Annotated in this window: 12 protein-coding genes; 5 read left to right on the forward strand and 7 right to left on the reverse strand. The window is 40.0% G+C overall.

Annotated elements, in window-relative coordinates; all coding sequences use genetic code 11:
• Positions 1 to 11 precede the first annotated feature (11 nt).
• Both FVA72_RS07860 and FVA72_RS07865 read right to left on the reverse strand, forming a co-directional pair.
• The gene (locus tag FVA72_RS07860; protein WP_036959019.1) at positions 12 to 272 is read right to left on the reverse strand and encodes a YfhL family 4Fe-4S dicluster ferredoxin; all 261 of its coding nucleotides are present in this window, start codon (positions 270 to 272) and stop codon (positions 12 to 14) included.
• A gap of 541 nt (positions 273 to 813) precedes the next feature.
• Entirely contained in the window at positions 814 to 1,263 is a 450-nt protein-coding gene (locus tag FVA72_RS07865) for a hypothetical protein (RefSeq protein ID WP_004264971.1), read from the reverse strand.
• 184 nt (positions 1,264 to 1,447) lie between these two features.
• Between FVA72_RS07865 and leuE the strand changes: the two genes are divergently transcribed.
• Together leuE and tadA are read left to right on the forward strand one after the other, a co-directional pair.
• Positions 1,448 to 2,101, forward strand: a complete 654-nt coding sequence (leuE, locus tag FVA72_RS07870; RefSeq protein WP_110591974.1) for a leucine efflux protein LeuE — start codon at positions 1,448 to 1,450, stop codon at positions 2,099 to 2,101.
• Positions 2,102 to 2,196: 95 nt separating this feature from the next.
• Positions 2,197 to 2,679, forward strand: coding sequence for a tRNA adenosine(34) deaminase TadA (gene tadA, locus FVA72_RS07875; RefSeq protein ID WP_004264969.1), 483 nt, complete (start codon positions 2,197 to 2,199; stop codon positions 2,677 to 2,679).
• 40 nt (positions 2,680 to 2,719) lie between these two features.
• Here the strand turns inward: tadA and mltF are convergent, their stop codons facing one another.
• Positions 2,720 to 4,384 carry a membrane-bound lytic murein transglycosylase MltF gene (gene mltF, locus FVA72_RS07880; RefSeq protein ID WP_050763803.1) on the reverse strand — a complete coding sequence of 555 codons (1,665 nt, stop codon included), beginning with the start codon at positions 4,382 to 4,384 and terminating at the stop codon, positions 2,720 to 2,722.
• A 270-nt stretch (positions 4,385 to 4,654) separates the two neighbouring features.
• Between mltF and purL the strand changes: the two genes are divergently transcribed.
• Positions 4,655 to 8,542 (forward strand): phosphoribosylformylglycinamidine synthase, encoded by a 3,888-nt coding sequence (gene purL, locus FVA72_RS07885; protein ID WP_110591973.1) that lies wholly within the window; start codon positions 4,655 to 4,657, stop codon positions 8,540 to 8,542.
• Positions 8,543 to 8,657: 115 nt separating this feature from the next.
• On the opposite strand, the gene FVA72_RS07890 is transcribed toward purL, so the two are convergent.
• The 4 genes from FVA72_RS07890 to FVA72_RS07905 all read right to left on the reverse strand — a co-directional run bounded on the left by FVA72_RS07890 (position 8,658) and on the right by FVA72_RS07905 (position 12,477).
• Positions 8,658 to 9,305, reverse strand: coding sequence for a 3-keto-L-gulonate-6-phosphate decarboxylase UlaD (locus FVA72_RS07890; RefSeq protein ID WP_110591972.1), 648 nt, complete (start codon positions 9,303 to 9,305; stop codon positions 8,658 to 8,660).
• Positions 9,302 to 10,132: a Cof-type HAD-IIB family hydrolase gene (locus FVA72_RS07895; RefSeq protein ID WP_004264964.1), complete on the reverse strand. Its 831-nt coding sequence runs from the start codon at positions 10,130 to 10,132 to the stop codon at positions 9,302 to 9,304. The genes FVA72_RS07890 and FVA72_RS07895 overlap by 4 nt, the downstream gene beginning before the upstream one ends.
• 50 nt (positions 10,133 to 10,182) lie before the next feature.
• Entirely contained in the window at positions 10,183 to 10,650 is a 468-nt protein-coding gene (locus FVA72_RS07900; RefSeq protein ID WP_094961694.1) for a PTS sugar transporter subunit IIA, read from the reverse strand.
• A 72-nt stretch (positions 10,651 to 10,722) separates the two neighbouring features.
• A complete protein-coding gene (locus FVA72_RS07905) occupies positions 10,723 to 12,477 on the reverse strand; it encodes a PTS ascorbate-specific subunit IIBC (protein WP_094961695.1) in 1,755 nt (584 codons plus the stop codon).
• A gap of 402 nt (positions 12,478 to 12,879) precedes the next feature.
• Between FVA72_RS07905 and ulaR the strand changes: the two genes are divergently transcribed.
• Together ulaR and ulaG are read left to right on the forward strand one after the other, a co-directional pair.
• On the forward strand, positions 12,880 to 13,635 hold the full coding sequence (gene ulaR, locus FVA72_RS07910) for an HTH-type transcriptional regulator UlaR (protein WP_110591971.1): 756 nt from the start codon (positions 12,880 to 12,882) through the stop codon (positions 13,633 to 13,635).
• A gap of 113 nt (positions 13,636 to 13,748) precedes the next feature.
• Positions 13,749 to 14,816 (forward strand): L-ascorbate 6-phosphate lactonase, encoded by a 1,068-nt coding sequence (ulaG, locus tag FVA72_RS07915; protein ID WP_004264959.1) that lies wholly within the window; start codon positions 13,749 to 13,751, stop codon positions 14,814 to 14,816.
• Positions 14,817 to 15,074 lie beyond the last annotated feature (258 nt).

A 15,074-nucleotide genomic window follows, 5' to 3' on the forward strand; every position in this document is an offset into this window, starting at 1 on the left:
TGAAGTTAAACCTAAATTTTATCGGCGTGATGAATTGCAACAAACTTATCCCAAAGCTGTTCTTCAGTTTCGATATGTTGAGGATCAGTGATGATTGTATTAGTAATTGGGCAAACGGACTGGCAAGTAGGTTTGTCGTAATGGCCTACACATTCAGTACATAGTGTTGAGTCAATTTCATAAATTTCGTCACCCATAAATATTGCATCATTTGGGCATTCGGGTTCACACATATCGCAATTGATACAGCGTTTTGTAATTAATAAAGACATATCAGTGATTTACATTGTATTAAGTTAAAAACTAGTAACTTATACCTTGCACCTATTCGTTACTTTCGTTTGGTTTTTATATTTTTATGCCATGTATTTTACCTGCAAAGCCTGAAAAAAGTAACAACAAATCATAGTGTAGATGTTTTACATCATTTAAATGATAAATTTGTGTTTTTAGCGTTCAATTTTTTGCTATACCAGAATATTGGTATCCTTTTCTGTTATTGTATTCACATCTGGATCGTTATTCTCTATTTTTAAATAATCAGTAAACTAGAATGTAATAATAAAGTGAATTAAGATAAGAATGTAAATATACCTATGCTAAATAATCGAAACTAGGGTGAAAGATAAGATTATTTATTTAAATAGACCTAATGTTAATAGTGTGGTGAAGTTTTAATGTTGATGATCTTATACCGCTTTTCTTTCTTTATTAAAATATGATTTTAAAGTTGATTATTTAAATAAGGGGCAAATTAATACCCCTTGTGACTAATTTAAGGTGTCATAAAATATACGTAATATAAGGAAGGTATTATATGATGCTATAGCTATGGGTTTTCCAGCTTTTATCTTTTTCAGCTTGACTGAATATATGGATAAGGCCATTGGCGATAAATAGAGTTGCCGATTGAATTGTACTTCCAACAGTAAATTCATCAACATAGAGTAGTTTTATGCCAGCTTTATCGTCAATTTCATATAATTCGACGATTTTCTCGCTTAAATTATATCCATATAAGTATTGTTTATTATCTACTGTATCATAAAATGCTTGAATATTACCAAGGTAGGATCTTAATTTTCCTTTTTGCGCAGGAGCATTTGGTTCAATTTTACCGTTATCAGCCATGGCATAGACAACGTAAGTTTTATCTTTTGAATGGCCTAAAAAATAATTACGCTTTGCGGCATTGAATGTCATTGTTGTTGGATAAAACTCTTCAAATGAACCGTCTTGTACCAATCTTCTAATGATAGCCATATATTTATTCCTTTTACTATTAATAATGAATAATAATTTGATTGCCTAGTTATCATAAATAAATAAGTTAGATTTAAAATAATCTTTATTATTAGTTCATTTCATATATCTAATAAATAGAATAAATATTCACAAAGATTGAAAGTTGTGATAAAAATAATAAAAAAGATAAAGGGTTGAAAATATGTTCGAAAATCTTGGTGTTCTTAACTTTTGGACTTACCTAGCTGGGCTTGTTTTAATCATTATCGTGCCAGGGCCTAATTCATTATATGTATTAAAAACAAGCACTTCGAGTGGGGCTCGGTTTGGTTATCGGGCTGCTCTAGGGGTATTTACTGGGGATGGGATATTAATTTTCCTGTCATTCATTGGTGTAGCTTCGGTAATCAAAGCTTCTCCAACATTATTTATGATAGTGCGCTATTTAGGGGCTGCTTATTTACTATATTTAGGTTGTAAGATTTTATATAGCACATTTATGCATAAGAAGTCGAATCAAGACGGCACTGACACTATTTCAATTAAAACTAAAACAGAAAACCATTTTACTCGAGCCATAGTGCTAAGCTTAACAAACCCGAAAGCAATTCTATTTTATATTTCTTTCTTTATACAATTTGTTGATTTTAATTACTCTCATGCATGGGTGCCTTATCTTGTACTCGCGACGATCTTAGAATTAGTCAGTTTTTTATACTTAAGCTTATTGATTTTTAGTGGTTACTTGATAGCTCGTTTTTTACGTGAAAAGCAGCTCCTTGCAAAACTTGGAAATTGTACGGTAGGCGCTTTTTTTATGGGTTTTGCAGCTAAATTAGCGATTTTTAGCAATTAAAATTAGGTTGTTATTATAAAGGCAAAAGCATTTTAATTGCGGTCATTCTAACATTTAAGGATAATCACGTGTAAACGCATTGGTTAGAGGTAAGAGTGACACAAATAGAAATTGATGAGTATTGGATGCAACAAGCCATTGAACTTGCGCTAAAAGCACAAGATCTTGGCGAAATTCCTGTCGGTGCGGTCTTAGTGAAAGATAACCATTTGGTTGCCTCGGGGTGGAATCGTTCTATTATTGACCACAATCCGACTGCACATGCTGAGATTATGGCTTTGCAACAAGCAGGGCAAGAGCTATCAAATTATCGGTTATTAGATACCACCTTATATGTCACGTTAGAGCCTTGTATTATGTGTGCAGGTGCAATGATCCACAGCCGTATTAGCCGTGTAGTTTATGGTGCTAAGGACTTTAAAACTGGAGCTTGTGGTTCTTACCTAGATATCATGGGGCAAGCAGGGTTAAATCATTATGTGGATGTTACTGGTGGTGTTCTAGAACAGCAATGTTCTTCAATGCTGAGTGCTTTTTTTAAGCTGCGTAGAGCCCAAAAAAAAGAACAAAAGCGCTAATATGGTAAATTTTAGCGCTCCCATTTTATTTCAGCATGATTTATAACGGCTTCTCAGGTGCTTTTAGTGGTGTGATGGGCGTTTTATCATCGGTTTCATCGGTATTTTGCGATGGATGTAGTGAAAGCAAATACTTTCCTAATGGTAGTCTTTTTTCTTCAAGTGTTTTAGGTGGTTGCGTTGCAGAACTCATTTTCCCTAAATGTGTAGTACTCACTTTTTCAGGAATAGGGGACTGATTTTGAATCGTTTGAGACTCAGCTGCTGTCAGGTTTTCTGGTGAAATTAAATAAATAAGTGATTTTTGTGCAATATCAAGTGCATGCTGTTTTCTTTCTTGACTTTGTAAGTAACCAACTAAACTTTGATGATAACGACGAATATTCTCAACGTAACGATAAGCTTCGTGGCCACGTGCATAACCATAAGTGAGTTGTGAGTAATATTTTTTCTGTGTCAATAAAGGCAAGCGGGCTTTCACATCTAACCACCGGTTAGGGTCTCCACCTAACATTTCAGTTAATTTACGTACATCCTGCATATGCCCATATCCCATATTATAGGCAGAAAGGGCGAACCAGATACGGTCATCTTCTTCGATGGTTTCAGGTAAACGTTCCATAATATAAGCAAGATAAGCGGCACCACCCTTAATACTTTCTTCCGGGTCTAACCTGTCAGCAATACCCATTGTTGTTGCCGTTGGCTTGGTTAACATCATTAGCCCACGTACACCTGTAGGCGAAGTCGCTAAAGGGTCCCAATGGGACTCTTGCCATGCGATAGCTGCTAATAATTTCCAGTCAATCACCTGAGCATATTTTTCAAACAGCGGTTGATACTCGGGAAGTTTATTATCAATTGCCTTTATAAATGCCATTGTGTCGAAATAATCGAAGGATTCTACATGGCTAAAATATTTTTCATTAAGGCGTGCGAGTAATTCGGTTTCATGACTGAGATTGAAGAAGTCAAGTAACGCAGCGTCTAAACTGTTTTCTTTGCTACGTCGCATGTACCAAGTGATAGCATGTTCATCCAATAAATCAAAAGCCACGGCAATTTGGGGGTGAATACGTTGCTGTAGTGCAACCGCGATAGAGTCTTCTAACGTGTAGTCAACCTCGCCATCAGCAACCATTTCAAGGATTTGACTGGTATTGTATTTTGAAGTTTCTTCCCACTTTAGGTCTGGGTATTCTTTGGACAATTCTTTAAGTGTACTTGCATGAGCTGTGCCAGCGGTAACTAATAATTTGCCATTAATTTCATTGAAATTTTTGGGACGGTTTGTTCCTTTGCGATATACAAGTTGTTGAGTCACATTAAGATAGCTTGGACCGGTTTTCGTTTTGGCTAAACGGTCTTTGTTATACAGCAGGCCCGCTACCGCGATATCTGCATCACCATTTTCAAGGTCATCGAATATTTGCTCGAATGTTGGGCGGATGGTTATCTTGAGTTTAACTCCTAGGTATGAGGCAAAGCCTTGAGCCAGCTCGTAGTCAAACCCACGCAGCTGTTTTTGCTCATCAATATAGATAAGTGGCGAGCTAACGGCACTAATACGTAATTCACCTTGAGAAATAATTTTATTAATTTGTGAATTTTGTGTATTGGGCCAACGGACGTTAAAACCGATGACCATAGTAGCCAGTAGCGCGATGACCACGACAATTAAATAGTTAACTTTTAAGTTATTCAAATAATAGTTTCTCGTGCATTGACTGGTGCTGTATGTCCATAAAAGAGTATGGCTAAGTAATGGTTATAATTCCAGTAGTCGGCTATTTTGCTCAACATTTAGGAAGGGTGCAACCTATATTATCGTATTTAGCACAGAATAATATTTAACTAATCGCTTTATTTTTAATCACGCAAACGGTTTCGTATTGATGAACATTGCTCTATAATGTGTTCCGGTTTCCCTGCTTTCATGTTCAGGGCTGGCGTTTAAAAGAGAGAAATTAAGACGATGGAAATTTTGCGTGGTTCACCTGCTCTATCAGCATTTCGTATTACCCGCCTTTTGGCACTGTTTGTAGAAAAACAGCTTCCTGTCACGGATATCTATGCTGAGTATATGCACTTTGCTGAAGTTTCGGCGCCGTTGAGTGATAGTGAGCAAGGCAAACTGAGCAGTTTGTTAAAGTACGGCCCTTCTCTGGCAGAGCACGACCCATTCGGTAAGCTTATTTTAGTGACTCCTCGTCCGGGAACTATTTCTCCATGGTCTTCAAAAGCAACAGATATTGCACACAACTGTGGTCTTAATCAAGTCAAGCGTATTGAACGCGGAGTTGCTTATTATGTCCAAGGTGATGCACTGACCCAAGAGCAGTGGCATGAAGTGATCGCTATTTTGCACGATCGCATGATGGAAAGCATTTTCTCTTCTTTTGAACAAGCGAGCGCATTATTTGTGCAGCACCAGCCAGCACCAATGAAATCTATTGATGTGATTGCGGGTGGTCGTATTGCATTGGAAACAGCAAACAGGGAAATGGGACTGGCATTAGCTGATGACGAAATTGATTACCTGTTAGAGGCCTTTGTCGGGTTAAAACGTAATCCAACGGATGTTGAGCTCTACATGTTTGCTCAAGCAAACTCAGAACACTGTCGCCACAAAATCTTTAATGCAGATTGGGTGATTGATGGCGAAGAGCAGCCTAAATCGCTGTTTAAAATGATTAAAAATACGTTTGAAAAAACACCTGACCACGTTTTATCGGCATATAAAGATAACGCAGCCGTGATGGAAGGTTCGCCTGTTGGTCGTTTCTTCCCTGAGCCTGAAGGGCGCACTTACCGCTATCACCAAGAAGATGCTCATATTTTAATGAAGGTAGAAACCCATAACCACCCAACAGCGATTTCGCCTTGGCCAGGCGCAGCAACAGGCTCTGGTGGTGAAATTCGTGATGAAGGCGCAACAGGTCGCGGCGCGAAGCCAAAAGCAGGTTTAGTCGGTTTTTCGGTTTCTAACCTACGTATTCCTGGTTTTGAACAGCCTTGGGAAGAAGATTTCGGTAAACCAGAGCGCATTGTGACCGCTTTGGATATTATGATGGAAGGGCCATTAGGCGGTGCGGCATTTAATAATGAATTTGGTCGCCCTGCGTTATTAGGCTATTTCCGTACTTATGAAGAAAAGGTTAATAGCCACAATGGAGAAGAGTTACGTGGTTATCATAAGCCGATTATGTTAGCGGGGGGCATAGGAAATATCCGTGCAGACCACGTACAGAAAGGCGAAATTACGGTCGGTGCAAAACTCATTGTACTCGGTGGACCTTCAATGAATATCGGGTTAGGTGGTGGAGCTGCATCATCAATGGCATCGGGCCAATCAGATGCAGACCTAGATTTTGCTTCGGTACAGCGTGATAACGCAGAGATGGAACGCCGTTGCCAAGAAGTCATCGATAGCTGCTGGCAACTTGGTGATGATAACCCAATTTTATTTATCCATGACGTAGGCGCGGGCGGTTTGTCGAACGCAATGCCAGAATTGGTCAGTGATGGTGGCCGTGGTGGGCGCTTTGAGTTACGTAAGATTCTCAATGATGAGCCAGGAATGAGCCCATTGGAGGTCTGGTGTAACGAATCTCAAGAACGTTATGTAATGGCAGTTTCACCAGAACAGCTTCCTGTGTTCACCGCGATTTGTGAGCGTGAACGTGCTCCGTTCGCAGTGATTGGGGAAGCCACTGAAGAACGTCATTTGACATTAAATGATGAACATTTTGCTAACCAACCGATTGATATGCCACTGGATGTTTTATTAGGCAAAACGCCAAAAATGTTGCGTGATGTAAAAACATTAAAGGCGGAACCGGATTCATTAGACAGAACAGCGATTAATTTAAATGAAGCGGTGAAACGTGTCCTGCATTTACCAGCCGTAGCTGAAAAAACATTCTTAATTACCATTGGCGACCGCACAGTTACAGGCATGGTTGCTCGTGATCAGATGGTTGGCCCATGGCAAATTCCTGTTGCTGACTGTGCAGTAACGACTGCAAGTTTAGATAGCTACTATGGGGAATCTATGTCTATTGGTGAAAGAACGCCAGTTGCCTTGGTGGATTTCGCAGCATCAGCACGCATGGCCGTGGGTGAAGCATTAACCAATATTGCATGTTCATATGTGCAAGATTTAAAACGCGTTAAATTGTCTGCAAACTGGATGGCAGCGGCAGGGCATCCGGGGGAAGACGCAGGTTTATATGAAGCGGTTAAAGCGGTAGGGGAAGAGCTTTGTCCTGCGCTAGGCTTAACCATCCCTGTTGGTAAAGATTCCATGTCAATGAAAACTCGTTGGCAGCAGGATGGTGAAGAGCGTGAAATGACGTCGCCACTTTCCTTGGTGATTAGTGCATTTGGCCGTGTTGAAGATGTCCGCTTAACAGTGACACCTGAGTTAAAAACAGGTCATGATAATGCCTTGTTATTAATTGACCTCGGGCAAGGCCATAACGCGCTGGGCGGTTCTGCACTCGCACAGGTATATCGTCAGTTAGGCAATAAAGCCCCTGATGTACGTAGCCCTGAAGTATTGCTTGGCTTCTTTAATACCATTCAGAAGTTATTATCCGAGCAAAAATTATTAGCCTATCATGACCGCTCAGATGGCGGCTTATTCGTCACTTTAGTGGAAATGGCTTTTGCGGGTCATTGCGGTATTAATGTTGATATTAGCTCTTTTGATGAAGACACGCTCGCAGCATTATTCAACGAAGAGTTAGGCGCTGTCATTCAAATTAATGAAGCCGATAGAGAGTATGTGGCAGAATGTTTTGCACAAGCAGGGCTTGCAGGCTGTGTTCATTATTTAGGTTCTGCAATACAAGATGATGCCGTGATCATCAATAGCCGAGATACGGTTGTTTACCGCGAATCTCGCAGTTTATTGCGCCAATGGTGGGCTGAAACGACTTGGCAAATGCAGCGCTTGCGCGATAACGAAGTGTGTGCAGACGAAGAACATACAATGAAACAGGATAACCAAGACCCAGGTTTGAATGTGAAATTGACTTATGACATTGAAGAAGACATTGCTGCGCCATTTATTTTGTCAGGTGTACGTCCTAAAGTAGCTGTTTTACGTGAACAAGGTGTGAACTCACATGTGGAAATGGCGGCAGCCTTTGACCGTGCTGGTTTCGATGCAATTGATGTGCATATGAGTGATTTACTCGCAGGTAACTTGTCTTTGGAACAATTCCAAGCATTAGTGGCTTGTGGCGGTTTCTCTTATGGTGACGTATTAGGTGCGGGTGAAGGTTGGGCAAAATCCATTTTATTCAACAATAAAGTCCGTGATGAATTTGAGACATTCTTTAACCGTGCTGATACTTTATCTCTGGGGGTATGTAATGGTTGCCAGATGATGTCGAACTTACATACGCTTATCCCAGGTGCTGAATTCTGGCCCCGTTTTGTACGTAACCGTTCTGAACGTTTTGAAGCACGCTTTAGCTTAGTTGAAATAGCAAAAAGCCCATCACTGTTACTGCAAGATATGACAGGTTCTCGTATGCCGATAGCGGTTTCTCATGGGGAAGGGCAAGTGGAAACCCGTGCAGCCGCACATTTACAGCAATTAGAAGATAATGGGCTGGTGGCAATGCGCTTCGTGAATAACTACGGTCAGGTAACTGAGCAATATCCAGCTAACCCGAATGGGTCAGTTAATGGTATTACGTCGGTGACCTCGAAAGATGGCCGAGCAACGATCATGATGCCGCACCCTGAGCGTGTTTTCCGCACTGTGAGTAATTCATGGCACCCTGAAAATTGGGGAGAAGATAGCCCGTGGATGCGCATTTTCCGTAACGCACGTAAGCAATTAGGTTAATAAATCACAAGTTTGATAGATTGTTGAAAAGGCCAGCTATTTTGCTGGCCTGAATTTTAATCGAGTGAGTTTTAAACGGAAAGGTCGGTTTTTGAGTCAGAATTATTCCTAATTACTATTTCCAAAAACGGTCAATTTGTTCCCTTAGTGCTTCCGCCGTTTTTTGGCCTTTTTCACCCACTAACGCACGGCCAGCAATAAAGGCTTTTGCATTGATACCATTAAATAAATGCAGGTCTTCTGGAATTATCCCGCCTGTAATTGAGAGTTCTAGTCCTAAATCAGACAGTTTGCGCATTTTTTCGATATCTTCATTGGTCCAGCCAATACCAGCGAGTTCTGCATCACGGGAACGATGGTAAATAGCTTGCGAAATGCCAAGTTCAACCCAATTTTTAGCATCGTCAAAAGTCCAATTACCATAGATTTCAATTTGGATTTCACGATTAAACTCATCGGCAACTTTTTTACAGGCAGCAATAGTGGCAATATGTGCCGCCGCTGATACTGTGATCCAATCTGCTCCCGCTTCAAATGCCATTTTCGATAAAATGGCTCCACCATCCGTGGTTTTCATATCGCAAACTAGAATGTGGTTGGGATATTTTTGACGTAAAGTCGCGACCGCATTCATACCTTCTGCAAAAGCTAAGATTGTGCCCACTTCAATAATATCAACGAAAGTGTGTACATTTTCAGCCACTTCGAGTGCAGCCGGTAAGTTGGTTTGGTCTAGAGCTATTTGGATCAAAGGCTTTGTCATTGTGATTGTCCTAAAATATTTTCATGTATGAGACGCGCAAGGCCATCACCATTGTTATCGGTAGCACAAACGAAATCCGCATGGGACTTCACGGTGTCATCAGCATTTTTCATTGCAACCCCTAAGCCTGCTAGCTTAATCATGGAGATATCGTTGTGATTATCACCAACAGCAATAACTTGCTTCGAGTCATAACCCAGAGAATGAAGATACTCAGCTAAACGCGTGCCTTTGTTATTGCCTTTAGCAGCAAAATCGAAACGGTTTGACCATGATTTTTCTGCATTAAAAGTTTGTTTTATCCAAGGTGAGTTTAAGAAGCGCTCTAACGTAGCTGGTTCACCTTCGACGACAAATTTCCAAATATAGTCAGCGTGCTGGACTTGTTCTTCAAATGAATCAATGCGATAAATTTTTGGCGGATGGGCCATGGTTGGGTCGTTAGCCCATTGCTCCATCGCGCTCATGTAATCGATGGGATCGATTTTTGAATACACCATGGCATCGGTGATATACATCACCATTTTCAGTTTGTCCTGTTGCGCCAGCTCAATAAAAGTGAGCGCGTTCTCTTTGGTGAGAGCATTGTGTGTGAGAACTTTTTCGTTTTGGTAATCATAAATATAAGTACCATTGCAACAAATAATTGGCGTGGTTAAACCAAGCTCATCATAATAGGGGCGAGCTGCGGTATGATGGCGACCCGTGACTATCATGACATGGCATTGTTTTGCTGCTTTGTGAATGGCTTGTTTGACGGCTGGGTGGATAGTGTGTTCTTGAGTTAAAACTGTGCCATCTAAATCAAGCGCTAATACGTTATACATAGTTGATTACCTCTATTGCTAATTAATGATTCTTTTTTATTATCATTAAATTAGCATAATGCTTGGTCAATAACCTGATAAACATCATCAATGGTGCGGCAGCGACGTAATTTATCAAGATCGACACCGGTTTCACTGTTTTCATCATCGAGAACGCGAGTCACTTCCATCAAGCCTTCCATATGTTCATCTGATGAGCTACCCGCTAAGGTGATCAGCACATCAACGGGTTCATCCTCGCCATCAAAAATAATGGGTTTGTCTAGTGTGACTAAAGCAAAGGCTGTTTTTAGTACACCATCTTCAGGTCTTGCATGGGGAAGGGCCAAATTAGGCGCGATACAAATATAAGGCCCAAGTTTTTCGACGCTGCTGATGATTGCCTCATGATAACTGGGTTTTATCGCCCCCGAAGCGATGAGCAGGTCTGTACCTATCTTAATAGCATCACGCCAGTTATCAGCGGATGCTTGTAGCTGTATCGAATTATTGTCGATTAGTGATTGTTTAAATCCCATCATTGCCTTCCTATTTTTCAACGTTAAGGGAGTAGATACCGTTATGAGCGATATCTATTCCTATGACTTAGGCTATTTATTTCCGATAAAATTAGTATGTATGATATCGAGTAGTTCATCACCGAATGAGTTAGGGTTGAGCATATTTTGTACGCCAAGCACAAATTTCCCATCACCGGGGTCCATTTCTGAGCTTAAATGCTTAGAGGAAACGATAATATCAGTGGCTGTTAATTTTGATTTATAGTCAGATACGGCGCAGGAGTCCATGATGTGTGGGATCCCTTTTTTCTCAAGATACTGGCCAATTTTCATTTTCATCATCATTGACGAGCCTTGTCCATTACCGCAAACTGCTAAGATACGTACAGGTTTAGCGCCGCTATTTTCAAGTGGGGCTGCTTCAGCTTTCTGATTGATCTGAATTTCAGTTTCGGTTGGACTTTGTGCGTCTTCTTCAGCGCGTAATTTTTTTGCGGCAAAGTACATATAGACAAAGGAGAGGGCGACAACCACAAAGAAGAACATTTTAGAGAAAGACAAACCTTGCATAATGACAGGGAAAGCTAATGCCCAGTCGGCCATTCCCATCCAACCGCTAAATTCAGTACCTTGTCGATTGATAAGATCAATGGCCCAAGCAGAACCTAATATCTCGATAACGCCCATGACAAAACAGACTTTCATAACCGCTTTCCAGCCGCCAAAATGGTTTGCAAAGATACCAATAGTGGCGTTGGAGAAAAACATTGGGATAAAACCAGGAATAATCATAATTGGCGAGTTAAATGCCAACATACCCAGAACGGCAACAAATTGCCCAATTGCCCCCCACATAAAGCCAAACACCATCGCATTAGGTGAGAAAGCGTAGATTGCCGCACAATCGATAGCGAGCACAGCGTTGGGAATGACACGTTCGGAGATTCCTTTAAAGGCCTCAGAAAGCTCGGCAACAAACATTCGCACACCCGTTACAATGATTTGGATAGCAACGGCAAATTTTAAACCTGTTTCAATAATATAAATGGTCCAGTGGGTGGTCCCTGCCATGGTTTGCAGATTAGGTATACCAAAGGAAATTAAGATCACACCAAAGAATAAGGTCATCACAATGGCAGTAGCGGAAATACTGTCATGGAAGATATGCAGCCATTTGGGCAGTTTTAAATTATCAACACTGTCTTTTCTATCCCCCAATTTCGGGGAAACTTTGGTTGCTATCCATGAGGCAAACTGCTGCTGGTGGCCGATAGAAAAACCGGCACCGCCAGTGACTTCTTGCGTTGGCTTAAACATAATATTGGAAGAAATTCCCCAATACAGCGCCATTAATACCGCAGAATACAAAATGGTTTCCCACATGCTTGAGCCGAGCACAAAATAGAAAACAGCGATTAGGCCTGCTTGTTGAAACATAATATGCCCTGTCAACATAATGGTACGAATACCCGTGACGCGGCGAAAAAGGACTAAAACAATATTAATTGCGAGAGCTAATAAAACGGTATAGCCCACCCAAGAATAGTTATCACCCATGGCTTCCATTGTCGCCATCATTGACGTATATGGATCAATAACTGAGCCCGTAAGTCCATGGTATTCAGACATTTTTTCTATTACGGGTTTAAAACTGGAAACTAAAGTACTGGCTCCAACGCCAACTAGCATAAAACCAACAATCGTTTTGATTGTCCCTTTGAGGATTGTCGTGCCATCGCGCTTTAATAGCCAATAACCAATAAATGTGACTAAGCCTAATAATAGAGGCGCTTTTGTCATTACTTGGCTGTAAAAAATATAGAAAGCGTCGTATAAAAAATCCATATTTTTACCTCTAATCAAATTGTATTTGTAATTTATCTGGGTCAGAGATGATTCATATTGATCGTATCTGGTGTTATTGCGATATAATCATTTAAAGGGGTTAAACAATCCCGCAAAAATCAAATGTGATCATATGTAATCACGAATTGCTCTTTTATGATTGTTTGCATTTGTCTGTTTTTTTACCAGTAAAAAAATAAATAAATGGCGACTTGATCACGTAATATTTAAAATATCCATATGTATCAATGTGATATTTTTACTTGAATCAAATATTGTTTTTTTGCATAAGCAAAGGTTGACAATATTAGATGAGATAAATAGAATCAAAACTAATCACTAGTAATCATTTTGAGTCATATGTCATCATGGTCGTGATTATTAACTAATAAGGCGATGATTATGAATGAAGTGCAAAGACACAATGAAATATTGTCGTTATTGGAAACACATCGAGTGATCAATGTTTCTCATATAACCGAACAATTTAGTGTGTCTCCTGCAACTGCTCGTCGTGATATTTCAAAGTTAGATGGGCAAGGTAAATTGCGAAAAGTCCGTAATGGTGCAGAACGTATTGAAAATAAAAAGCGTAAGTGGACACCGTTAAACATCAATAGTACTGAGCACTATGAAGAAAAGTCTGAAATCGCAATTAAAGCGGCAGAACTTTGTCTTCCGGGAGAAAGCGCTGTAATTAACTGTGGTTCAACCGCGTTTATGTTAGGGCAGCAGTTGTGCGGTAAAAACGTGCAAATTGTGACGAATTATTTTCCATTAGCGAGTTATTTGATTGACCAAGACCATGATGACGTCATTTTAATCGGTGGGCAGTATAACAAAGCACAAAACATTTTTTTGAATCCTGCTTTGAACACGTTAATGGGCTATGCCGGTAACTGGATGTTTACTTCAGGTAAAGGATTAACGGAAGCTGGCTTATACAAAGCGGATATGTTAACTGCAGTAGCAGAGCAGCAAATGCTTGACCAAATTGATAAATTAGTCGTTGTTGTAGACAGTTCCAAAGTGGGTCATCGAACGGGAATGTTATTTTGCTCAGCTAATAAGATAGATGTTCTTATCACTGGAAGAAATGCCAATGCTGAGGTTATCAAAGCGATTGCCGAGCAGGGCACGCGAGTGATACTGGTTTAATTCCGTCGAATACCTGATTTTTTAATATAGACAAATTCAGCTGCCATGCCTTAATTTCTCGATTAAGGCATCAGGCTTCCTACATCTAAAATTCTAGAAAAGGTATTGTTACTATGAGCAAAGTAAATGAAATCACACGTGAATCTTGGATTTTAAGTACGTTTCCTGAGTGGGGAACGTGGCTAAATGAAGAAATTGAAAAAACGGTTGTTGAACCTAATACCTTTTCAATGTGGTGGCTGGGGTGCACAGGTATTTGGTTAAAGAGTGAGGGAAATACCAATGTTTGTATCGATTTTTGGTGTGGAACAGGGAAAAAAACGCAAAAAAATCCACTCATGAATAAGCAACACCAAATGATGCGTATGGGCGGTGTTGAAGCGCTACAACCAAACTTACGTACTGCGATTTTCCCTTTAGATCCGTTTGCGATTAAAGAAGTTGATGCAATTTTAGCCTCTCATGACCATGCTGACCATATCGATGTCAATGTCGCTGCTGCGGTAATGCAAAACTGTGGTGACCACGTTAAATTTATTGGCCCTCAAGCTTGTGTGGATTTATGGATAAAATGGGGAGTACCAACCGAACGTTGCGTTGTTGCCAAAGTCGGTGATGTACTGGAAGTGGGGGATATGAAAATCCGTGTGTTAGACTCATTTGACCGCACGGCACTAGTGACATTGCCACAGGGTGTTTCTTCTTATGATAAGCAAATTTTAGATGGTATGGATTCACGTGCAGTGAATTACCTGATTGAAACAACAGGTGGCTCTATTTATCATTCAGGCGATTCACATTATTCAAACTATTATGCGGCTCACGGTAACCGTTATCAGATTGATGTGGCATTGCTTTCCTATGGAGAGAACCCACGTGGTGTGACCGATAAAATGACGTCATCCGATATTTTACGTGCGGCAGAGTCATTAGATTGCGAGCGGGTTATTCCATTCCACCATGATATTTGGGCTAACTTCCAAAATGATCCGCGGGAAATTGAAGTCTTGTGGAATATGAAAAAAGAGCGTTTGCAATATAAATTTGCCCCGTTCTTCTGGCAAGTGGGTGGGAAATATACTTATCCAACAGATAAAGACCGCATGCATTATCAACATTTCCGTGGCTTTAGTGATATTTTCAAAAATGAACCTGAATTGCCATATAAAGCGTTTTTATAATTAATCCTGCTATTAAAATCAGCGTTTAAGGAAACTTAGACGCTGTTTTTTTATTGTATTTAAAAAATATATATATTCAAATAATATGTACTGCCAATATATTTATTATCTATGTAGCATTATTTTTTATTAATCTACTGACGTTGACTGTCTTAATTTAATATTTTCTAATGTTAGTGTTATCAATGTAGATAACTTATCTGATTCAATAAAAATAATTTTTGCTGATTTAATTTCAGTTGTTAATGATGTTAAGTT

Source organism: Providencia sp. PROV061, from assembly GCF_011045655.1.
In the GTDB taxonomy this organism is placed as follows: Bacteria; Pseudomonadota; Gammaproteobacteria; order Enterobacterales; family Enterobacteriaceae; genus Providencia; species Providencia hangzhouensis.

Coding starts and splice junctions, on each gene's coding strand:
- FVA72_RS07860 (WP_036959019.1), bottom strand. CDS start 272: ATGTCTTTATTAATTACAAAACGCTGTATCAATTGCGATATGTGTGAA.
- FVA72_RS07865 (WP_004264971.1), bottom strand. CDS start 1,263: ATGGCTATCATTAGAAGATTGGTACAAGACGGTTCATTTGAAGAGTTT.
- leuE (WP_110591974.1), top strand. CDS start 1,448: ATGTTCGAAAATCTTGGTGTTCTTAACTTTTGGACTTACCTAGCTGGG.
- purL (WP_110591973.1), top strand. CDS start 4,655: ATGGAAATTTTGCGTGGTTCACCTGCTCTATCAGCATTTCGTATTACC.
- FVA72_RS07890 (WP_110591972.1), bottom strand. CDS start 9,305: ATGACAAAGCCTTTGATCCAAATAGCTCTAGACCAAACCAACTTACCG.
- FVA72_RS07895 (WP_004264964.1), bottom strand. CDS start 10,132: ATGTATAACGTATTAGCGCTTGATTTAGATGGCACAGTTTTAACTCAA.
- FVA72_RS07900 (WP_094961694.1), bottom strand. CDS start 10,650: ATGGGATTTAAACAATCACTAATCGACAATAATTCGATACAGCTACAA.
- FVA72_RS07905 (WP_094961695.1), bottom strand. CDS start 12,477: ATGGATTTTTTATACGACGCTTTCTATATTTTTTACAGCCAAGTAATG.
- ulaR (WP_110591971.1), top strand. CDS start 12,880: ATGAATGAAGTGCAAAGACACAATGAAATATTGTCGTTATTGGAAACA.
- ulaG (WP_004264959.1), top strand. CDS start 13,749: ATGAGCAAAGTAAATGAAATCACACGTGAATCTTGGATTTTAAGTACG.